At 58.2% G+C, this 20,391-nt stretch carries 26 protein-coding genes; 17 read left to right on the top strand and 9 right to left on the bottom strand.

What is annotated here, in order from left to right:
* Nucleotides 1–7 precede the first annotated feature (7 nt).
* From BLQ41_RS04195 to BLQ41_RS04235, 9 genes are all read left to right on the top strand, one after another.
* Entirely contained in the window at nucleotides 8–331 is a 324-nt protein-coding gene (locus BLQ41_RS04195; protein ID WP_003187010.1) for an NAD(P) transhydrogenase subunit alpha, read from the top strand.
* A complete protein-coding gene (locus BLQ41_RS04200; RefSeq protein ID WP_059405101.1) occupies nucleotides 331–1,767 on the top strand; it encodes an NAD(P)(+) transhydrogenase (Re/Si-specific) subunit beta in 1,437 nt (478 codons plus the stop codon). Before BLQ41_RS04195 ends, BLQ41_RS04200 begins: the two co-directional genes overlap by 1 nt.
* A 180-nt stretch (nucleotides 1,768–1,947) precedes the next feature.
* On the top strand, nucleotides 1,948–3,441 hold the full coding sequence (locus BLQ41_RS04205) for an acetyl-CoA hydrolase/transferase family protein (protein WP_090177274.1): 1,494 nt from the start codon (nucleotides 1,948–1,950) through the stop codon (nucleotides 3,439–3,441).
* A gap of 317 nt (nucleotides 3,442–3,758) precedes the next feature.
* Nucleotides 3,759–3,974: a DUF1127 domain-containing protein gene (locus BLQ41_RS04210; RefSeq protein WP_090177277.1), complete on the top strand. Its 216-nt coding sequence runs from the start codon at nucleotides 3,759–3,761 to the stop codon at nucleotides 3,972–3,974.
* Nucleotides 3,975–4,232: 258 nt separating this feature from the next.
* Nucleotides 4,233–4,442 carry a DUF1127 domain-containing protein gene (locus tag BLQ41_RS04215; RefSeq protein ID WP_090177280.1) on the top strand — a complete coding sequence of 70 codons (210 nt, stop codon included), beginning with the start codon at nucleotides 4,233–4,235 and terminating at the stop codon, nucleotides 4,440–4,442.
* Nucleotides 4,443–4,587: 145 nt separating this feature from the next.
* Complete coding sequence (locus BLQ41_RS04220) at nucleotides 4,588–4,905, top strand: DUF2388 domain-containing protein (RefSeq protein WP_090177283.1); 318 nt, start codon at nucleotides 4,588–4,590, stop codon at nucleotides 4,903–4,905.
* 104 nt (nucleotides 4,906–5,009) lie between these two features.
* The gene (locus BLQ41_RS04225; RefSeq protein ID WP_090177286.1) at nucleotides 5,010–5,327 is read left to right on the top strand and encodes a DUF2388 domain-containing protein; all 318 of its coding nucleotides are present in this window, start codon (nucleotides 5,010–5,012) and stop codon (nucleotides 5,325–5,327) included.
* Nucleotides 5,328–5,354: 27 nt separating this feature from the next.
* A complete protein-coding gene (locus tag BLQ41_RS04230) occupies nucleotides 5,355–5,675 on the top strand; it encodes a DUF2388 domain-containing protein (RefSeq protein ID WP_090177288.1) in 321 nt (106 codons plus the stop codon).
* Nucleotides 5,676–5,707: 32 nt separating this feature from the next.
* Nucleotides 5,708–7,633, top strand: coding sequence for a DUF7844 domain-containing protein (locus BLQ41_RS04235; RefSeq protein WP_408003494.1), 1,926 nt, complete (start codon nucleotides 5,708–5,710; stop codon nucleotides 7,631–7,633).
* Between the two features lie 53 nt (nucleotides 7,634–7,686).
* Here BLQ41_RS04235 and BLQ41_RS04240 read toward each other — a convergent pair whose 3' ends face one another.
* The 3 genes from BLQ41_RS04240 to trpB form a co-directional block, all read right to left on the bottom strand.
* The gene (locus BLQ41_RS04240; protein ID WP_090177293.1) at nucleotides 7,687–8,142 is read right to left on the bottom strand and encodes an anti-virulence regulator CigR family protein; all 456 of its coding nucleotides are present in this window, start codon (nucleotides 8,140–8,142) and stop codon (nucleotides 7,687–7,689) included.
* Nucleotides 8,143–8,263: 121 nt separating this feature from the next.
* Nucleotides 8,264–9,076 (bottom strand): tryptophan synthase subunit alpha, encoded by an 813-nt coding sequence (gene trpA, locus BLQ41_RS04245; protein WP_090177296.1) that lies wholly within the window; start codon nucleotides 9,074–9,076, stop codon nucleotides 8,264–8,266.
* The gene (trpB, locus tag BLQ41_RS04250; RefSeq protein ID WP_090177299.1) at nucleotides 9,076–10,311 is read right to left on the bottom strand and encodes a tryptophan synthase subunit beta; all 1,236 of its coding nucleotides are present in this window, start codon (nucleotides 10,309–10,311) and stop codon (nucleotides 9,076–9,078) included. The genes trpA and trpB overlap by 1 nt, the downstream gene beginning before the upstream one ends.
* Before the next feature lie 112 nt (nucleotides 10,312–10,423).
* Between trpB and BLQ41_RS04255 the strand changes: the two genes are divergently transcribed.
* Nucleotides 10,424–11,317 carry a LysR family transcriptional regulator gene (locus tag BLQ41_RS04255; RefSeq protein ID WP_090177303.1) on the top strand — a complete coding sequence of 298 codons (894 nt, stop codon included), beginning with the start codon at nucleotides 10,424–10,426 and terminating at the stop codon, nucleotides 11,315–11,317.
* Here BLQ41_RS04255 and BLQ41_RS04260 read toward each other — a convergent pair.
* On the bottom strand, nucleotides 11,314–11,640 hold the full coding sequence (locus BLQ41_RS04260; protein ID WP_090177306.1) for a DUF883 family protein: 327 nt from the start codon (nucleotides 11,638–11,640) through the stop codon (nucleotides 11,314–11,316). The two genes, BLQ41_RS04255 and BLQ41_RS04260, sit on opposite strands and share 4 nt — an antisense overlap.
* A 158-nt stretch (nucleotides 11,641–11,798) precedes the next feature.
* Here BLQ41_RS04260 and BLQ41_RS04265 point away from each other — a divergent pair, with 158 nt between their 5' ends.
* The gene (locus BLQ41_RS04265) at nucleotides 11,799–12,014 is read left to right on the top strand and encodes a dodecin (RefSeq protein ID WP_010465710.1); all 216 of its coding nucleotides are present in this window, start codon (nucleotides 11,799–11,801) and stop codon (nucleotides 12,012–12,014) included.
* Nucleotides 12,015–12,136: 122 nt separating this feature from the next.
* Nucleotides 12,137–12,361, top strand: a complete 225-nt coding sequence (locus tag BLQ41_RS04270; RefSeq protein ID WP_090177309.1) for a DUF1161 domain-containing protein — start codon at nucleotides 12,137–12,139, stop codon at nucleotides 12,359–12,361.
* A gap of 63 nt (nucleotides 12,362–12,424) precedes the next feature.
* Here the strand turns inward: BLQ41_RS04270 and BLQ41_RS04275 are convergent, their stop codons facing one another.
* Complete coding sequence (locus BLQ41_RS04275; protein ID WP_090177312.1) at nucleotides 12,425–13,426, bottom strand: LLM class flavin-dependent oxidoreductase; 1,002 nt, start codon at nucleotides 13,424–13,426, stop codon at nucleotides 12,425–12,427.
* Between the two features lie 243 nt (nucleotides 13,427–13,669).
* Here BLQ41_RS04275 and BLQ41_RS04280 point away from each other — a divergent pair, with 243 nt between their 5' ends.
* The gene (locus BLQ41_RS04280; RefSeq protein ID WP_090177315.1) at nucleotides 13,670–14,101 is read left to right on the top strand and encodes an OsmC family protein; all 432 of its coding nucleotides are present in this window, start codon (nucleotides 13,670–13,672) and stop codon (nucleotides 14,099–14,101) included.
* A 223-nt stretch (nucleotides 14,102–14,324) separates the two neighbouring features.
* A complete protein-coding gene (locus BLQ41_RS04285; protein WP_090177318.1) occupies nucleotides 14,325–14,558 on the top strand; it encodes a DUF1161 domain-containing protein in 234 nt (77 codons plus the stop codon).
* Between the two features lie 6 nt (nucleotides 14,559–14,564).
* On the opposite strand, the gene BLQ41_RS04290 is transcribed toward BLQ41_RS04285, so the two are convergent.
* The gene (locus BLQ41_RS04290) at nucleotides 14,565–14,987 is read right to left on the bottom strand and encodes a PA0061/PA0062 family lipoprotein (RefSeq protein WP_090177321.1); all 423 of its coding nucleotides are present in this window, start codon (nucleotides 14,985–14,987) and stop codon (nucleotides 14,565–14,567) included.
* A gap of 40 nt (nucleotides 14,988–15,027) precedes the next feature.
* Nucleotides 15,028–15,450 (bottom strand): PA0061/PA0062 family lipoprotein, encoded by a 423-nt coding sequence (locus BLQ41_RS04295; RefSeq protein ID WP_090177324.1) that lies wholly within the window; start codon nucleotides 15,448–15,450, stop codon nucleotides 15,028–15,030.
* A gap of 61 nt (nucleotides 15,451–15,511) precedes the next feature.
* On the opposite strand from BLQ41_RS04295, the gene BLQ41_RS04300 reads away from it, so the two are divergent.
* Nucleotides 15,512–16,588, top strand: a complete 1,077-nt coding sequence (locus tag BLQ41_RS04300) for an aminopeptidase (RefSeq protein ID WP_090188364.1) — start codon at nucleotides 15,512–15,514, stop codon at nucleotides 16,586–16,588.
* Between the two features lie 122 nt (nucleotides 16,589–16,710).
* Here BLQ41_RS04300 and BLQ41_RS04305 read toward each other — a convergent pair whose 3' ends face one another.
* Entirely contained in the window at nucleotides 16,711–17,361 is a 651-nt protein-coding gene (locus BLQ41_RS04305; protein ID WP_090177327.1) for an HAD family hydrolase, read from the bottom strand.
* 44 nt (nucleotides 17,362–17,405) lie between these two features.
* Entirely contained in the window at nucleotides 17,406–17,951 is a 546-nt protein-coding gene (locus BLQ41_RS04310) for a gamma carbonic anhydrase family protein (protein WP_090177330.1), read from the bottom strand.
* Nucleotides 17,952–18,013: 62 nt separating this feature from the next.
* Between BLQ41_RS04310 and prlC the strand changes: the two genes are divergently transcribed.
* Both prlC and BLQ41_RS04320 read left to right on the top strand, forming a co-directional pair.
* Nucleotides 18,014–20,092, top strand: coding sequence for an oligopeptidase A (gene prlC / locus BLQ41_RS04315; protein WP_167360468.1), 2,079 nt, complete (start codon nucleotides 18,014–18,016; stop codon nucleotides 20,090–20,092).
* On the top strand, nucleotides 20,089–20,376 hold the full coding sequence (locus tag BLQ41_RS04320) for a YheV family putative zinc ribbon protein (RefSeq protein WP_090177333.1): 288 nt from the start codon (nucleotides 20,089–20,091) through the stop codon (nucleotides 20,374–20,376). Before prlC ends, BLQ41_RS04320 begins: the two co-directional genes overlap by 4 nt.
* The last annotated feature ends 15 nt before the right edge of the window (nucleotides 20,377–20,391 follow it).

Here is a 20,391-nt window from a genome sequence, read left to right on the forward strand (position 1 = left end):
TCAGACGATGGAAGAGCTTATCTCCCCCGGTATCTACAACCTGATCATCTTCGTGCTGGCGATTTATGTCGGTTATCACGTGGTCTGGAACGTAACGCCTGCGCTGCACACCCCCCTGATGGCCGTGACCAACGCCATCTCGGCGATTGTCATTGTCGGTGCCATGCTGGCCGCCGCACTGACCGTGACGCCGCTGGGCAAAACCATGGGCACCCTGGCGGTCGCTCTGGCTGCAGTGAACGTGTTTGGTGGCTTCCTGGTCACCCGCAGGATGCTTGAGATGTTCAAGAAAAAAGCCCCGAAAGCCGTAAAAGAAGAGGCGCCCAAGTAATGAGCATGAACCTTGTCACGACGCTCTACTTGATCGCGTCGATCTGCTTCATCCAGGCCCTCAAAGGCCTGTCGCACCCGACCACGTCGCGGCGCGGCAATGTGTACGGCATGCTCGGCATGGCGCTGGCGATCCTCACCACCGTCGGCCTCATCTATAAGCTGGGCGCTGAGTTGGCCACGGCTGGCATTGGCTACGTCATCGTTGGTCTGTTGGTCGGCGGCACCGCCGGTTCGATCATGGCCAAACGCGTTGAAATGACCAAGATGCCGGAACTGGTCGCCTTCATGCACAGCATGATTGGTATGGCTGCGGTGTTCATTGCCATTGCCGCTGTGGTCGAGCCGCAATCCTTGGGCATCGTGAAACAACTGGGCGATTCGATTCCGGCGGGTAACCGTCTGGAGCTGTTCCTCGGCGCGGCCATCGGTGCAATCACCTTCTCCGGTTCGGTCATCGCGTTCGGCAAGTTGTCCGGCAAGTACAAGTTCCGTCTGTTCCAAGGCGCACCGGTACAGTTTGGCGGTCAACACAAGCTGAACCTGCTGCTGGGCCTGGCAACACTGGCTCTCGGCGTGACCTTCATGCTGACCGGCAACCTCAGCGCTTTCGCCCTGATGCTGGCCCTGGCGTTCGTACTGGGCGTACTGATCATCATCCCGATCGGCGGCGCAGACATGCCGGTCGTGGTGTCGATGCTCAACAGTTACTCCGGCTGGGCGGCGGCAGGTATCGGCTTCTCGCTGAACAACTCGATGCTGATCATCGCAGGCTCGCTGGTGGGTTCGTCCGGTGCAATCCTCTCGTACATCATGTGCAAGGCGATGAACCGTTCGTTCTTTAATGTACTGCTCGGCGGTTTCGGCAACACGGCGGACGCGGCCGGCCCTGCTGGTTCGAAAGAAGCTCGTCCGGTGAAGTCTGGCTCGGCTGACGACGCGACCTTCCTGCTGACCAACGCCGACACCGTGATCATCGTTCCGGGCTACGGCCTGGCGGTGGCACGGGCGCAACACGCGCTGAAAGAACTGACCGAGAAGCTGACCCATCGCGGCGTGACCGTGAAGTATGCGATCCACCCGGTTGCCGGTCGGATGCCTGGCCACATGAACGTGTTGCTGGCGGAGGCAGAAGTGCCTTACGACCAGGTGTTCGAGATGGAAGACATCAACTCCGAGTTCGGTCAGGCCGACGTGGTGCTGGTGCTCGGCGCCAACGATGTGGTCAACCCGGCCGCGAAGAATGACCCGAAATCGCCGATTGCCGGCATGCCGATTCTCGAGGCATTCAAGGCCAAGACCATCATCGTCAACAAACGCTCGATGGCCAGCGGCTATGCCGGCCTGGACAACGAACTGTTCTACCTCGACAAAACCATGATGGTGTTCGGCGACGCCAAGAAAGTCATTGAAGACATGGTTAAAGCAGTCGAGTAAAAACTGCTCCAACGCAATACCCAAAACCCCGGCCTTTAGTAGGCTGGGGTTTTTTTATTCCTCATGAAACCCGACCAAAGGCTCTAAATCAGCGCTCTGCATTCGACCATGGTAGCGGGAGGAATTTTTCTGAAATCACTAGACTGCAGACCTTGCTTCCGTTACCCGAGATAACAATCCATGTACCGTGATCGTATTCGCTTGCCTTCGTTGTTGGATAAGGTGATGAGCGCCGCTGACGCTGCCGCTCTGATTGAGGACGGCATGACCGTCGGCATGAGTGGTTTCACACGTGCCGGCGAAGCCAAGGCCGTACCTCACGCATTGGCCGAACGCGCCAAAATCACTCCACTGAAAATCACGTTGATGACCGGCGCCAGCCTGGGCAACGACCTCGATAAACAGCTCACCGAAGCGGGTGTACTGTCGCGACGCATGCCGTTCCAGGTCGACAGCACACTACGCAAGGCTATTAATGCCGGCGAAGTGATGTTCATTGACCAGCATCTCTCGGAAACCGTGGAGTCGCTACGTAACCAGCAGCTCAAACTGCCGGACATCGCGGTGATTGAAGCCGTGGCGATCACCGAGCAAGGCCACATCGTCCCGACCACGTCCGTGGGCAACTCAGCCAGCTTCGCGATTTTCGCCAAACACGTGATCGTTGAGATCAACCTGGCGCACAACCCGAATCTGGAAGGTCTGCACGACATCTATATCCCTACCTATCGCCCGACGCGTACGCCGATTCCGCTGGTGAAGGTCGACGATCGTATTGGCAGCACCGCAATACCGATCCCGCCGGAAAAGATCGTCGCGATTGTGATCACCAATCAGTCCGACTCCCCATCCACTGTCCTGCCGCCGGACGTCGACACCCAAGCCATTGCCGACCATTTGATCGGCTTCTTCAAGCAGGAGGTTGCCGCAGGGCGAATGACCAACAAGCTCGGCCCATTGCAGGCCGGCATCGGTACCATCGCTAACTCGGTAATGTGCGGCCTGATCGACTCGCCGTTCGAAGACCTGACCATGTACTCCGAAGTGCTGCAGGATTCGACCTTTGACCTGATCGATGCCGGCAAACTGAGTTTTGCTTCCGGCAGTTCGATTACCTTGTCGAGCCGGCGTAACGCCGATGTGTTCGGCAACCTCGAACGCTATAAGGACAAACTGGTTCTGCGGCCTCAGGAAATCTCAAACCACCCGGAAGTGGTACGCCGGCTAGGCATCATCGGCATCAATACGGCGCTGGAGTTCGACCTGTACGGCAACGTCAACTCCACTCACGTCTGCGGCACGCGGATGATGAACGGTATCGGTGGCTCCGGGGACTTCGCGCGCAACGCGCACCTGGCGATCTTCGTCACTAAGTCCATCGCCAAGGGCGGCGCGATCTCCAGCGTGGTGCCTATGGTCAGCCACGTCGATCACACGGAGCATGACGTCGACATCCTCGTTACCGAAATTGGCCTGGCGGACTTGCGGGGCCTGGCGCCACGTGAGCGCGCCCGGGTCATCATCGATAACTGTGTGCACCCGGATTATCGCCAGGCACTGGATGACTACTTTACGGCTGCTTGCGCATTGGGTGGGCATACACCGCACATCCTGCGCGACGCCCTGAGCTGGCACATGAACCTGGAAGAAACCGGGCGAATGCTGGCGGTCTGATCCAGGAAAATACAGCTGACACAAACACAGTTGTGTCAGCTGCCCTCGCCTCCTTCCATTCTGTTTAAAACTGTACTTCTGTACCGGTCATTTCCTACCGTATCGGCCTACCAAATCGTGTAAGACAAGCATTTTTGCCCTTTATTGGTGCGGACAAGTACAGTTGCCTCAATTTCGACCAGTACACCGCCTATTAACAGTTAACTGGTCCCTCACAATACAAGTGAACTGTATCTACAGGGACTGGCCAAACGAGAGGATCATTGGCATCAGTTAAACCACTACCTAATCCCGCCATAAGCGGAAGGATGTCAATCATGGAACGTACACTCAGTTCCGAACTGTTCTTCGAAGACACTGCTGCAAAATCCCAGGCTTCCATGCCTCTGCGCGTTATTGCCAACCTGATGCTGTGGCAGCGCCGCATCTCCAGCCGCCATCAACTGGCTCGCCTGGATTCGCGTCTGCTGGCTGATGCCGGGATTAGCGAAGCACAACGCTACGAAGAGCTGAGCAAGCCGTTCTGGCGCTAACTTAGCGTCGCTGGCCCTGACCCACCGGGTCCACCGCCAGCATCCAAATTGAAAAAACAGAGCCCGTCGTGGGAAACCACGACGGGCTTTGTCGTTTTCGGCATCGGAATGCAGCTATACAGAAGGGATAGCAGAGAACAGGTACAGTTTAGATAAACTGTGTTTTGAGCCGGTACAATTTTACGACAGTGTATCTGTTGCTGCATCACCAGCGGCATCAACATGAGCGTCCTGACTCAACGGCAAAAGGACTGCGTCATGGAAGACTTTCAAAGTGATTGTGCCCCTGCCCTTCAATCCAAACTGCAATTACGCAGACTAAAAGGATTGCTGACGGCGTTCGCTGGCAGCCTTGAGCGCGCTCGAACCCGGCGTTTGCTGGGCCAAATGAATGAACATCAACTCTCGGACCTGGGCATTAGCCACGCCGATCGCCTGAATGAATTGGACAAACCGTTCTGGCGTTGACGTTCTTCGCTGAAAGACAGGACTATTCGAAGCGATAAAAGCAGGCCTAATATCCCAACCAGAACGTGGCGAGCGCTGCATGACAAGCGTCTGATCCAACAGCTGCTTCATCACCTCACATTCGGTTATCCAAAGGAGTTACACCATGTCCCGTCTTCGTCTGCTCAGCGCCGCAGCCCTGCTTGCCGTGGCTGCAAATTCTCACGCATCCAGCTTTATCGTGACCACAGATGCAGTGGTTGGCGCGCTGAAGTCCAGCTCCGATGCAACCTCGGATGTCACCTCTTCCTTTCGCGATAACAAGATTGTTCGCGCCGCCCGTGACGACGCCGCTAGCTACGTGGCCAGCGAAGGCGCCATTCGTGGTGTGAAACTGGAAAGCGCATTCGACTTCATTCGTCGCCAGGCCCCTCAGCTGAACGCAACCGATGCACAACTGGCCCAGGCTATTCTGACAATCTAAGCGCCCCGTTCATGGGATACGCTGGTCGTGTCCCAATGTTTCGACGCTGGCTCTAAACCGGGCGTTGAGCTAGCCTTGGGACTCGCTTTTGGCAATCGAGTCCCATGCGATTTATTTCAAAGCTTGTTTTTATTTCGCTCATTCTCCCGGCCTTTTGGTCGGGCTCAACGCTTGCCTACGACGCCTTCAACCTGTCCACGCAAGGCATTGTCGCCACGGGTTACGCCACCAGCATGGTGACCGCTGCCCCCTTCGACCGTAAGCTGCTCCTGGCTGCGCACGATGACGCTGCGGCGTTCGTTGCCAGTGACGGCCAGCTACGCGGAGCGCGGCTGGAGTCGGCGCTGATTTACCTGCGCCAAACCCAACCAAAACTTCATGCGAGCGACCTTGAACTGGCGCAGGCAATTCTCGTCCAATAGTTATCCTTGTTCTTGCGGAGCTGCTCCATGCGTAACCCCCTGATCGCCGCCACTCTTGGCCTGCTGCTGTTGGCCGACGCAGCCCACGCGCAAACCCTGGTTGCCACCAGTAACATCCTCATCAATGCCACCCGGCGCACGCTCGATTTCACGTCTGATACCACGACGTCCATCCGCGACTCCAAGATCATCCGCGAAGCCCACGACGATGCAGCCAGTTTCGTTGCCAGCGACGGCGACATACGCGGCGCTCACCTGGAAGCGGCCTTCAACACCTTGCGCATCCGCGTACCGGAAGCCCGCGACGCCAGTGATCAGGTACTCGCCGAAGCCATCCTCGCACTGTGAAGTTGCCCGGCGCCTGGCTGCTAGCCGGGGTAATGTTGCTGCTTTGCAACACGGCTCAGGCGAGCCTGCAATTACGGCTCAAGACTGAAGGCCTGAGCCCTGAACAACAGCAGGCCAGCCAAACGTTGCTTGATGAAGCCATGCAGGCCTTGCCGCCACGCTTCATTGAGCAACTGGACCGGCGCATTGATGTCGGCTGGACCGATGACATGCCAAGCAATGCTTTCGGTCAGGCGTCGCTGGTCTCTGAACTCGACCTGAACCGCAACTTGCTCGCCAGCCTCACCGATGGCAGTGCCGCGACAAAGAAGACCTATCGCCCCCATGGCACCGTCCGCCGCGAAATGCTCGCCACGGTGCTGCATGAACTCACCCATATTTATGATCGCTCACGCCTATGGCCCGAAGCGGAGCGCAAGCTGATCCAGCGTTGCACCCGACGTAATGACAGTTCAGGCCTGATTGGCTTGCCCGATGAATGCCGAGGCCAGTCCGCACGGCGTTTTACCTTGAGCGATGACCCTCGTCTGCTGGATCTGGCCGGATGGCAGCAATACGTCGGTCGCCGTGGCGAGCGTGAACAACACAACCGACAAATTGCCCGCAGCCCGGACATCTACGAGACGAGCAGCCCCAAGGAGTTCGTCGCGGTCAACATGGAGTATTTCCTCCTCGACCCGAGCTATGCCTGCCGGCGTCCTGCGCTGTATCGCTATTACAAAGAACACTTCGGTTGGGCGCCCGCCGCCAAAGACACTTGCGCCAAATCCTTCGCCTTCCTGAACGCCGGCAACGACTTCGCCAAACAACCGCTGGGACAGGTCGATCCGGAACGGGTGTATGCCGTCGACTATCTGTTGGCCGAAGCCAACCAGAACTGGGTCAGCCGCTGGGGTCACAGCATGTTGCGCCTGGTGATCTGCGCGCCAGGGCGGCCGCGGGGACCGGACTGTCGTCTGGATCTGGACCAGCATCTGGTCTTGTCCTACCGCGCCTTTGTCGGTGACGTGCAGCTCTCGAGCTGGGATGGCTTAGTCGGCAAATACCCGTCGCGTCTGTTCGTCCTGCCGCTGTCCCAAGTGATCGATGAGTACACCAAGACCGAGTTGCGCAGTCTGGCGTCGGTGCCTCTGAATCTGTCCCGCCGCGAGATCGAAGACGTGGTAGAACACGCCGCCGAGATGCACTGGAGTTACGACGGCAACTATTTTTTCCTGTCCAACAACTGCGCAGTGGAGGGTCTGAAGTTACTGCGCAGCGGCACCAACAATGCGCAACTGGTCGGGCTCGACAGCATCATGCCTAACGGCTTGCTGGAAGTGCTCAAGGGCCGGGGGCTGGCAGATACCAGCGTGCTGGATGATCCGCGAGAAGCCCTTCGCCTGGGTTATCGCTTCGACTCCTTCCGCGATCGCTATCAGGCGATGTTCGACGTGCTGAAAAAGCATTTGCCGATCAAGCAGGAGAAGGTCGAGGACTGGCTGGCTTTAAAAGCCGTCGATCGCCGTCAATGGTTCGAACAGGCTGATTTGCGCACCAGTGCGGCATTGCTGTTGCTGGAGCAGGCGAGCTTCCGTCAGCAGTTGGTGTTGGCCCAGGATGAAGTGAAACAGCGCTATCTGGGTGCCAGAGAGTTGAAGAACGGCGGGATGGACAAGGCCAATGCAACCTTGCAACAGATTCTCGCCAATAGCGGCTTCCTCAGCCGTCCGGCAGAGCTACTGGGTACCGGCGGATATGGTTTGCCTCAGCCGAGTGAATGGCAGCGCCTGGAGTCGGAAAGCAGTCTGCGCCAGAAGCAGCTTCAGTTGCTAACGGGTGATCTGGACAAGGAAGTCCGGGCGCTGCTCGATCCGGATCGTGCGGCAGAGATGGCCGCCAATGAAGCCAACCTGAAACAGATTGGCGAACATTTGCGCAAGCTGCACAAGGCGGCGGGCGGATTGGAATTGCCATAAAAAAAAGGCTTCGTGGATGATCCACGAAGCCTTTATGTTGCCTGCTGGTTAAATCAAAGCACGCCTTCCAGAATCTCATAGACAATCCCGGTGCCCACGGCGATCAATACAATGTCGCCGCCCGCACGGCGCCATTCGTAACCAGGGTAATACGGCAGACGGCCCAAGGCGCGGTTATCCAGGCGTTCGCCGTAATAGCCATGAGGCAAAGGCCGGCCACGAACCAGGCGAATACCTGGAGGTGGCGGCGCCCCTCTTACGAAATAGCCATGATTGTCGTGAATGGTCTGGCGCACCGGCCCGAAGTCTCGCGGAGGAGGGCCGCCGCGACGGTTGTCCTGCGGACCACGGTGATCATCACCACGATTATCTCCACGGTTATCGTAATGGCCCTGCTGCTGGCCGCCGTGGTCATAATCGTCACGCTGATCGGCGCTCGCATGCAGCAGCGGGGTGGCACTGAGCATCAGCACACCCAGACTGGCAATCAGACGTTTCGGCATTTTCATCAGGTCTTTCCTCACTGCACATACAGCAAAAAGGGCTTCAGAACGGTGTCCTGAAGCCCTCGGTCTTGCTATTTAGTGTGTGCGGCGAGGCGCTAATTCCTCTGTATCAGGAACTTTACCTTCAGCTGACGCGGGCCTTACGCACGCCATCGGCCAATGCCGCGCAAAGACTCAACACCCCATCCACTGCCTGTTCCGGCGTCGAGGCATTGGCGATGTGATCGATCAGTGCCGAACCCACCACAACACCATCCGCCAGGCGTGCGATGGCCGCCGCTTGTTCCGGTGTCCGAATGCCGAAACCGATGCTGATCGGCAGATCGGTGTGACGACGCAGACGCGCCACCGCTTCTTCCACGTGTTCCAGTGTCGCCGCGCCCGCACCGGTCACGCCGGCGACGGACACGTAGTAGACAAAGCCCGAGCTGCCATTGAGAACGGTCGGCAGTCGCACATCATCGGTCGTCGGTGTCGTCAGACGGATGAAGTCCAGGCCCGCTGCCTGAGCCGGATCGCACAGCTCAGCGTTATGCTCTGGCGGCAAGTCGACCACGATCAGGCCATCAACGCCGGCTGCCTTGGCGTCGGCAATGAAACGTGGCACGCCATACATGTGAATCGGGTTGAAGTAACCCATCAGCACCAGCGGCGTATCGCTGTTGCCTTCACGGAACTCGCGAACCATTTGCAGGGTTTTCGCCAGGTTCTGCTTGGCGCCCAGCGCACGAATGTTCGCCAACTGGATCGCCGGGCCATCGGCCATCGGATCGGTGAAGGGCATACCCAGCTCAATCACGTCGGCACCCGCACCGGGCAAGCCTTTGAGGATCGCCAGGGACGTGTCATAGCTCGGGTCGCCGGCGGTGACGAAGGTCACCAGAGCGGCACGATTTTGTTCCTTGAGTTCGGCAAAACGCGTTTGCAGGCGGCTCATCAGTGTTTCTCCTGCTGGGAGTGCTCTTGTTGAGAGTTTTCCATATGGTGCATCACGGTTTGCATGTCTTTATCGCCACGACCGGACAGGTTGACCACCATCAGGTGATCTTTAGGCAGGGTCGGCGCGCGCTTGAACACTTCGGCCAAGGCGTGGGCGCTTTCCAGTGCAGGAATGATCCCTTCCAGGCGGCAGCATTTATGGAACGCGTCGAGGGCTTCGTGATCGGTGACCGAGGTGTACTGGACGCGACCGATGTCATGCAACCAGGCGTGTTCAGGGCCGATGCCTGGATAGTCGAGGCCGGCAGAAATCGAGTGGGCGTCGATGATCTGGCCATCGTCGTCCTGCAGCAGGAAAGTACGGTTGCCGTGCAGCACACCCGGTACGCCGCCGTTCAGGCTGGCGGCATGCTTGCCGGTTTCGATACCGTATCCGGCGGCTTCGACACCAATGATCTCGACGCTTTTGTCGTCCAGGAACGGGTGAAACAGGCCCATGGCGTTGGAACCGCCACCGATGCACGCCACCAAACTGTCCGGCAGGCGGCCTTCCTGAGCCTGCAGTTGATCACGGGTTTCTTTACCGATCACGGCCTGGAAATCACGGACCATGGCGGGATAAGGGTGCGGACCGGCGACGGTACCGATCAGGTAGAACGTGTTGTCGACGTTGGTTACCCAGTCACGCAGGGCTTCGTTCATCGCGTCTTTGAGCGTACCGGTGCCGGCCACGACCGGAATCACTTCAGCGCCCAGCAGCTTCATGCGGAACACGTTGGCCTGCTGACGTTCGATGTCCGTGGTGCCCATGTAGATCACGCAATCCAGGCCGAAGCGTGCGGCAACGGTGGCAGTCGCCACGCCATGCATGCCGGCGCCGGTCTCGGCAATGATGCGTTTCTTGCCCATGCGCCGCGCCAGCAGGATCTGGCCGATGCAGTTATTGATCTTGTGCGCGCCGGTGTGGTTGAGCTCTTCACGCTTTAGATAAATCTTCGCACCGCCGCAGAACTCGGTCAGGCGCTCAGCGAAATACAGTGGGCTTGGACGTCCGACGTAATCGCGCTGGAAGTAGGCCAATTCTTCTTTGAATGCCGGATCTTCCTTGGCCAACTCGTATTCACGGGCCAGGTCCAGGACCAACGGCATCAGGGTTTCGGCAACGTAGCGGCCGCCGAACGAGCCAAACAGGCCGTTGGCATCGGGGCCGGTACGCAAATTAGTCTGGGTCATGGGTCGCTCCGGTTGGATTCGTTAGATGACAATGACGATCACTCTACCCCTGACGCCCAGGCCTGAAAACCGATAAGATCGCAGCAACCTGTCAGGAAAACTCACAGATCACATGAGCCACGACCTCCCCCCGCTGAACGCCCTTCGCGCTTTCGAGGCCACTGCCCGCTTGAATAGCGTCAGTCAGGCCGCCGAACAGCTGCACGTCACTCATGGTGCCGTCAGCCGGCAACTCAAAGTGCTTGAAGAACACTTGGGCGTCAGCCTGTTCATCAAGGATGGCCGCGGCCTGAAACTCACAGATGCCGGCGTGCGTTTGCGTGATGCCAGCAGCGAAGCCTTCGAGCGTTTACGCACGGTATGCGCCGAGCTGACCCAAAGCACCGCCGATGCGCCATTCGTCCTGGGTTGCTCGGGCAGCTTGCTGGCGCGCTGGTTTATTCCGCGCTTGGGTCGACTGAATACTGACTTGCCGGACCTGCGCCTGCACCTGTCGGCGGGGGAAGGCGATCTGGATCCGCGTCGGCCGGGGCTCGATGCCTTATTGGTGTTTGCCGAGCCGCCATGGCCGGCAGACATGCAAGTCTACGAGCTGGTCAGCGAACGGATCGGCCCTGTGATGAGCCCGCGCTTCGCGGGTTACGAAAGGCTGCAAGGTGCACCGGCCAGCGCGCTGCTGACCGAGCCGTTGCTGCACACCACATCGCGCCCGCAGGCTTGGCCGAGCTGGGCACAGCAAAACGGCCTCGACGCCAAGGCGTTGAAGTACGGTCAGGGTTTTGAGCATTTATATTATTTGCTGGAAGCTGCGGTCGCAGGACTGGGCGTGGCGATTGCGCCTGAGCCGCTGGTGGCCGAGGATTTGAAGGCCGGTCGCCTGGTTGCGCCATGGGGCTTCAGTGAAACCCCGGCGCAACTGGCGTTGTGGCTACCCAAGCGCGCCGCGGACGGGCGCGCTCGGCAATTGGCGCAATGGCTCAAGAATGAGCTGCGCCAACCAGATTAGTCACCGCGCTTGCACAACAGGTACGCCGCGAGCAGACCGAGGGCACCGACAGCGACACCAGCGGTAGTCCAAGGATGTTCCTGGGCGTAGTCCCGAGTGGCAATCCCGGTTTCGCGGGTTTTGACTTTAACTTCCTCATACGCATCACTAAGCAGATGGCGCGAGTGTTTCAGCGCGTTCTCGGCGTTGCTTTTAAGCGCCTTAAGGGTTTTACGCGACTCGTCCGAGGCATCGTCTTTCAAGCTTTCCAACGATTTGAGCAGACTCTCGATCTCGGCTTCCATGCTTTGCAATGAGGCTTTACGTAAAGAGGTGTTGGCCATGGTGGCTCTCCTTCATTGATATGAGTTGCGTGTGTTGGTTGGGACTTCAACGGTTCGAGAAAGTGCAGTAAATCTGAACTTATGGGTGGCATCAGCCGACAGAAGTAAGACGAAAAATCACTGCTAGGCTGTATTTCACACCCTGAGGAGAACGCCCCATGACTGATCACCACACCTACAAAAAAGTCGAACTGGTTGGCTCGTCCACGTCCAGTATCGAAGACGCGATCAACAATGCACTGGCCGAAGCCAATAAGAGCATCAAGCATCTGGAATGGTTCGAAGTCACCGAAACCCGTGGCCACATCAAAGACGGCAAAGCGGCACATTTCCAGGTAACTCTCAAAGTCGGCTTCCGGATTGCCAGCAGCTGACTTTGAGCTAGTCTTCTGCACTTGCGCGCTGGCCGAGTGCCATAGGGAAATGGCAAAGCGCTACATGAGTGCCTCTGGCCCATGGCTGGATGCTCCCTTTGATCCGACCGGAAATGCGACCAATGAAGAATCTTATTTTGGCGGTAGGTTTATTGAGCCTTGCGGGGACAGCCTTTGCTGATGGCAAATCGTGTGAAGAACTGAAAGCCGAAATCGCGGCGAAACTTGATGCCAAGGGCGTTTCCGGTTACTCACTGGAAATCGTCGATAAAGGCGCGGCGGCCGGCGGTAAAGTCGTCGGAAAATGCGAAAAAGGCGCCAAGGAAATCGTCTACAAGAAAGGCTGATGTCCCTTACAAATCGAAAAGCCGACGCAATGCGTCGGCTTTTTGTGTAGCGGCGTCGGAGCCTCAGCCCTTCATGACCTGCGCCAGCAACTCATAGGAATGCACGCGATCGGCGTGTTCGTACAGATCACAGGTGAAGATCAGCTCGTCAGCCTGGGTCTGCTCGACCAGCACTTCCAGTTTGGCGCGGATTTTCTGTGGGCCGCCCACCATCGCAAGGCCGAGGAAATCGCCAACGGCTTCTTTTTCATGGGGCAGCCACAGGCCATCCATGGTCTTCACCGGCGGACGTTGCACCAGGCTCTGGCCGCGCATCAAGGCAAGAATACGTTGGTAGACCGATGTCGCCAGGTAATCCGCTTGCTCATCGGTGTCAGCTGCCACCAGCGGCACACCGAGCATCACGTAGGGTTTATCCAGCACCGCTGAAGGCTTGAAGTGATTGCGGTAGACGCGAATCGCTTCATGCATGAAGCGCGGTGCGAAATGCGAGGCGAACGCGTAGGGCAAACCGCGTTCACCGGCCAGTTGTGCGCTGAACAGGCTGGAGCCCAGCAGCCAGACCGGGACATTGGTCCCGGTGCCCGGCATAGCGATGATTCGCTGGTCCGGCGTCCGTGGCCCGAGGTATCGCATCAGTTCGGCGACGTCCTCGGGGAAATCGTCAGCACTGCCAGAGCGTTCACGACGCAGCGCCCGCGCGGTCATTTGATCGGAACCGGGCGCACGGCCCAGGCCCAGATCGATCCGTCCCGGGTAGAGGCTCTCGAGGGTGCCGAATTGCTCGGCAATCACCAACGGCGCGTGGTTGGGCAGCATCACACCGCCGGAACCGACCCGAATGGTCGACGTGCCGCCGGCCAGATAACCCAGCAATACCGAGGTGGCCGAACTGGCGATGCCGTCCATGTTGTGGTGTTCGGCGACCCAGAAGCGGTTGTAACCGAATTTCTCGACATGTTGCGCAAGGTCCAGCGAATTACGCAGCGACTGGGCCGCACTGCCATTCTCGCGCACGGGCACCAGATCGAGGGTCGAAAACTTGATATCGGACAATCGTTTCATAAACCTGCTTCTCCAATTGAGGTCGCAGGTTTTTTCTCGCGAACGAAAACCTGCCAAATCCATAAGCGTGTTCCATGCAATGAGGGCATATACCCGAGTTTCAATAGCCGCGCCAAAAAAACCTACGGAAATAGTAGGAATAATGAGATCAGGTGAACTTTGCGCCTCCGTCTATCCTCAGAACCCTAGCAACCGAAAACCACGAAGGTGCGACATTCCGCACCGGATCTTGAGGAGGCAGACATGGCTATCACGAAGAAAGCATCGGCTCATTGGGAAGGTGACCTGAAAACCGGCATCGGCTCGATCTCCACTGAAACCGGCGTACTCAGAGAAGCGCCTTATGGTTTCAAGGCTCGTTTCGAAGGCGGCAAAGGCACCAATCCTGAAGAGCTTATCGGCGCAGCCCACGCAGGCTGTTTCTCCATGGCGTTTTCGATGATCCTCGGCGATGCCGGCCTCAAGGCTGACAGCATCGACACCAACGCCGAAGTTACCCTGTATCAGGTCGAGGGGGGGTTTGCGATCACCGCTGTGAAGTTGATCCTCAAGGCGAAAATTCCTGGGGCCACCCAAGCGCAGTTCGAGGAGTTGAGCAATAAAGCCAAAGAAGGCTGCCCGGTGTCCAAAGTGCTGAATGCGAAAATCAGCCTGGATGCAACGCTGGTTAGCTGATAACCCAGGTACTGACGTCTTCACGAGCAGGCTCGCTCCCCACATCTGGAATGCATTCAAGGTGTGGGGAGCGAGCCTGCTCGCGATGGCGAACTTATAAACGACACCCTCCCAACGGCTCAACATGTGAGCGATGTCAGAACTCGCTTTGCAAAACTGTGGTCGAATAAATGACAGCAGCTGAAACGCAGGTCCTTGCGCGCTGCCTCAATGGAGCCTCACCATGAAACGTTTTGCCTTGGCGATTATGTGTTGTGCACTGGCCACATCGGCTCTGGCGGCAACGAAATCCTGTGAAGAACTCAAGGCCGAGATCGAAGCCAAGATCCAGGCCAATAACGTGTCGTCCTATACCCTGGAAATCGTCACCAACGATGAAGTGCACGATCAGAACATGGTTGTCGGTTCGTGCGACGGCGGTTCCAAGAAAATCATCTACCAGAAGAACGACCGCTGATCCGCCTCACATGAGGCAATAGGATTCTCGATCTTCGGCGACGATTTCCCGCTTGGCGTTATACAACCTGGCACCGGGGGTAAACGCCATCGACTGACCTACCAGCACGTAACGCTGGCCGGCTTCGAAATGATCGTATTGGATGGTCAGGTAGCACAGCCGCTCCGAAGGACCATCCATCAAACTCGGGCCGCCCCCTCCGGGCACTTCGAAGTCGAATCGAACAATCAGCTCATGGCTGCCGGGCGTCACTTGAAAAAAACGCCCGTCAGGCATTCGCTGCTTATCCAGTCGTTCGGCCATGAGCAATTTGTCGTTGGGGAACGGTGTAGAAAAATCCACCCAGGCCATTTGCGGGTTCACCGCCGGCAACGGGCTCTGGCAGCCGGCAACGACGCTGGCAGCGAGCAATAACATCAACCTGCGCATGATGAATGTCTCACTGATTGGTGATTCAGCATACCGCCGATCAGCTGCGTTGACAGCCTGCCGGTGTGCCCTGACCAATCACTTTTCGCTGCTGATCATAAAGTTTCGCCCACGGCCGAAAACCGATATTTCCCGCTTGTAGCTGATACCGCTCGCCGGCGTTGAAGTCGTTGAATTTCACATTCAACTGACAGTCGCGCCATAGCGGCTTTGCGTCAGGACCGATGTTTGAGGGTTGAACCGCAAACTGGTAACGCACCTTCAACTCATGGCTTCCCGGCTGAACCTCGAAGTAGCGTTTGTCGGGTGAAGCCTTTTTATCGACTTCCAGCGCTTGCAGTGTGGTGTCTTCCTGCCGCGAATCCAGGTCGATCCACGCTTGAGACGGATCATGGTGAGGGAATCCGAATCCGGCACAGCCGGTCAGCATCAATAAGCCTCCCGTCAGCATCAATTTGCGCATAGCGGAGCTCCAGTCAGGCGGGATAGTCTTGCGGGCAGACTCTCCATGGATGATTTTTATTTTGATCAGGCCGCTTCCAAGCCTTGGGTTACTTGATCGCGTTTTTCGGATTTTGTTTCCGGGTGTATTGCTTTTACTGCTCAGCGGCTGCGCCAGCGTCAGCTATTACAGCCAACTGGCCAGTGGTCAGCTGCAATTGCTGCGGGCCAGGGAGCCGGTTTCCAGCGTCATCGCCGATCCGCAGCGCAGCGAGCAATTACGTGCGCATCTGGTGCAATCACAAAAGGCCCGCACGTTTGCCAGCCAACAGCTGCACCTTCCGGACAACCAGAGCTACCGCCTGTATGCCGACATCGGCCGGCCGTTTGTGGTCTGGAACGTCTTCACCACGCCGGAATTTTCCCTCACCCCACAGAACCATTGCTTCCCCATCGCCGGCTGCGTCGCCTACCGCGGTTATTACAGTCAGAGTGGCGCCCGTGGCGAGGCAGCGTTGCAACGCCTGAAAGGTATGGATGTGTCGATTGGCGGCGTCGAGGCCTATTCGACGCTTGGCTGGTTCAATGATCCGATTATCAGTTCGATGATGGGTTGGGGTGACGAGCGGTTGGCGACGTTGATCTTTCACGAGCTCGCCCATCAACGCTTTTATGTGAAGAACGACACTGAATTCAACGAGTCTTTTGCCACCTTCGTCGAGCAGGAAGGCACTCGCCAATGGCGTGCATTGCGCGGCCTGCCCCCAGACGATGGAGCGCAATCACAGCACCGGGATCAGTTTATCCAGTTGGTTTTGGACACTCGCACACGACTTGAACAGCTGTACGCCCTGCCGTTGCCCGCAGACCAGATGCGCCAACGCAAGGCGGCGGAGTTCGAACGACTGCGCAGTGAGTATCGACAGCTGCGAGACAGCCGGTGGGACGGGGACAAACGCTACGACGCATGGATCAATGCGCCGATGAACAACGCGCGGTTGTTGCCGTTCGGGTTGTATGACCAATGGGTGCCGGCGTTTTCGGCTTTGTTCAGACAAACGGGTGGGGATTGGGTGAGGTTTTATGCACAGGTGGAAAAACTGGGTGCATTGCCGGTGGGCGAACGCAAGGTGGCGCTGAAGGAGTTGGCAGGTTCATAAAATTTCGGCGACTTACAGGGCCTCATCGCGGGCAAGCCCGCTCCCACAGGTCCGAGTCGTGTACGAAAAATGCGTACGACCCAGATCCAGTGGGAGCGGGCTTGCCCGCGAAGGCGTACTGATCAGCGCTGCAAAAACGCCTGATGCATCTCTTCCAGCGTTTCGAAGTGATACGCGGGCGCTTCAGCGCTCAACTCTTCCCGGCTGCCAAAGCCATAACCCACCGCGGCCGCATCCAATCCATTACTGCGAGCACCGATCAGGTCGTGTTTGCGATCGCCAATCATCAGCGTGCTGGCCGGGTCCAGACCTTCTTCGGCCATCAGGTGGGCTATCAACTCGACCTTGTTGGTCCGGGTGCCATCCAGTTCGCTGCCGTAAATAACTTTGAAGTGCTTGGCGAAATCGAAGTGCCGGGCGATCTCCCGGGCGAACACCCACGGTTTGGATGTCGCGATGTACAGCTGGCGCCCCTGCCCGCTCAAGGTTTCCAACAAAGGCGTCACGCCGTCGAATACGCGGTTCTCATACAAACCCGTCACCTTGAAGCGTTCGCGATAGAAGTTCACGGCTTCCCAGGCTTTGGCCTCATCGAACGCGTAAAACTGCATGAACGCCTGCAACAGCGGCGGGCCGATGAAATGTTCGAGCTTGGTCAAGTCAGGCTCATCGATGCCCAGTTTGCTCAGGGCGAACTGGATCGAGCGCGTAATGCCCTCACGCGGGTCGGTCAGGGTGCCATCGAGGTCGAACAGTACGGTTTGGTAATGCATGAAAATTCCTGGGCAAGTGCGTGGCGCTTTCCGTTAGTCGAGGCTCAGAGCAGGTCGTAGCCTTCGGCCATGTGCAAGTCTTTGAGCTTCACGTAATTCGCCGCACTGTAGGTAAAGAAGGCTTTTTCCTTGTCGGTCAACGCGCGGATCTGTTTCACCGGGCTCCCCACATAAAGGAAGCCGCTTTCCAGGCGTTTGCCCGGCGGCACCAGGCTACCGGCGCCGACTATCACATCGTCCTCGATCACGGCGCCGTCCATGACGATGCTGCCCATGCCGATCAGAATCCGGTTGCCGACACTGCAGCCATGCAGCATGACCTTGTGGGCAATGGTCACGTCGTCTCCGATCAGACAGGCAAAGCCATCGGGGTTGAACGGCCCGGCGTGAGTGATGTGCAACACGCAGCCATCCTGAACGCTGGTGCGCGCGCCGATACGGATGCGGTGCATGTCGCCACGGATGACTGTCAGCGGCCATACCGAGCTGTCTTCGCCGATTTCGACGTCGCCGATTACCACTGCCGAACCGTCGACAAAAGCGCCTTTGCCCAGTAGCGGCGTATGGTTCTGATACTTGCGAAGGGTCACGATAGGGTTTCTCTCTGTTGCCGATAGCTGCGGTGAGCGTCGATTGTAATTAAGATGGCCGCATGTTTCTTCCAGCCAAGGTGCCAACCGTGAGCGTGAACAATCCTCTTTTGCAGTCCTACGACCTGCCGCCGTTCTCGGCGATCCGTGCCGAACACGTGCAACCGGCCATTGACCAGATCCTGGCTGACAACCGCGCCGCCATTATCGAGATCCTCAAAACCCAGCGCAAACAGCCTACCTGGGCCGGTCTGGTGCTGGCGATGGACGAACTCAATGATCGCCTGGGCGCCGCCTGGAGCCCGGTCAGCCACCTCAACGCCGTGTGCAACAGCGCTGAACTGCGCGAAGCCTACGAGTCCTGCCTGCCGGCATTGAGCGCCTACTCCACCGAACTGGGCCAGAACCGCGAGCTGTTCGAGGCTTTCGAAGCCTTGGCCAACAGCCCTGAGGCTGCCAGTTTCGACGTGGCGCAGAAAACTATCCTGGAACACTCCCTGCGTGACTTCCGTTTGTCGGGTATCGACCTCCCGCAAGCCGAGCAAAAACGCTACGCCGAAGTGCAGAGCAAACTGTCGGAGCTCGGCAGCCGCTTCTCCAACCAGTTGCTCGACGCCACTCAAGCCTGGACCAAACACGTTACCGACGAAGCCGCCCTCGCCGGCCTGACCGATTCGGCCAAGGCGCAAATGGCCGCTGCGGCCCAAGCCAAAGGCCTGGACGGCTTCCTGATCACCTTGGAATTCCCGAGCTATTACGCGGTGATGACCTACGCCCACGACCGCGCCTTGCGCGAAGAAGTCTACGCCGCCTACTGCACCCGTGCGTCGGACCAGGGCCCGAATGCCGGCCAGAACGACAACGGCCCGGTCATGGAAGAAATCCTCGACCTGCGTCAAGAACTGGCCAAGCTGCTGGGTTTCGCCAGCTTCTCGGAGCTGAGCCTGGCGACCAAAATGGCCGAATCCAGCGATCAGGTGCTGAGCTTCCTGCGTGACCTGGCCAAGCGCAGCAAACCGTTTGCCGCCCGCGACCTGGAACAACTCAAGGCTTACGCCGCCGAACAAGGCTGCCCGGACCTGCAAAGCTGGGACAGCGGTTTCTACGGTGAAAAACTGCGCGAGCAACGCTACAGCGTTGCCCAGGAAGCACTGCGCGCCTACTTCCCGATCGACAAGGTACTGGGCGGCCTGTTTGCTATCGTCCAACGCCTGTACGGCATCGAGATTGCCGAGCTCAAAGGCTTCGACACCTGGCATCCGGATGTTCGTCTGTTCGAAATCAAGGAAAACGGCCAGCACGTCGGCCGCTTCTTCTTCGACCTCTATACTCGCGCCAACAAGCGTGGCGGTGCATGGATGGACGGCGCGCGCGACCGTCGCCGCACCATTAGCGGCGTATTGCAAAGCCCGGTGGCTAACCTTGTGTGTAACTTCACACCGGCCGACAGCGGCAAACCTGCGCTGCTGACCCACGACGAAGTCACCACCCTGTTCCACGAATTCGGTCACGGCCTGCATCACCTGCTGACCCGCGTTGAACACGCTGGCGTGTCCGGCATCAACGGCGTAGCGTGGGATGCGGTCGAGTTGCCAAGCCAGTTCATGGAAAACTGGTGCTGGGAACCGGAAGGCCTGGCGCTGATTTCCGGTCACTACGAAACCGGCGAGCCGCTGCCGCAGGACCTGCTGGAAAAAATGCTCGCGGCGAAAAACTTCCAGTCCGGCCTGATGATGGTTCGACAGCTGGAGTTTTCGCTGTTCGACTTTGACCTGCACGCTACCCACGGCGATGGCCGCAGCGTGGCGCAAGTGCTCGAAGGTGTGCGCGACGAGGTGTCGGTCATGCGTCCACCGGCCTACAACCGTTTCCCCAACAGCTTTGCGCACATCTTCGCCGGCGGTTACGCGGCGGGTTACTACAGCTACAAATGGGCAGAAGTGTTGTCGGCGGATGCCTTCTCGAAATTCGAAGAAGAAGGCGTGCTGAATGCCGAGACCGGTCGCGCCTTTCGCGAAGCGATCCTCGCGCGTGGCGGTTCTCAGGAACCAATGGTGCTGTTCGTCGACTTCCGCGGACGTCCGCCGTCGATTGACGCACTCTTGCGCCACAGCGGCCTGATTGAGGTCGCGGCAGCATGAGCGAGGGTCCTGTGATCACGAAGAAGCGCTTTATCGCCGGGGCGGTCTGCCCGGCCTGCAGCGAGCCCGACAAATTGATGATGTGGAATGAAGACGAGGTCCCGCACCGCGAGTGCGTGGGCTGCGGTTATTCCGACACGCTGAATGAACAAGGTCTGTCCGTGCCCAAGGAATTGGGCACGCGGGTCAATACGTCGGCGTTGAAGGCACCGGACGCCAAGGTTCAGGCGGTGCAGTTTTTCCCGAACCCGAAGCTGAAGAAAAAGCCTGACGAGCAACACTGAGTCACCACCGTCCAC

The sequence above is a fragment of the Pseudomonas arsenicoxydans genome (assembly GCF_900103875.1).
Lineage (GTDB): Bacteria > Pseudomonadota > Gammaproteobacteria > Pseudomonadales > Pseudomonadaceae > Aquipseudomonas > Aquipseudomonas arsenicoxydans.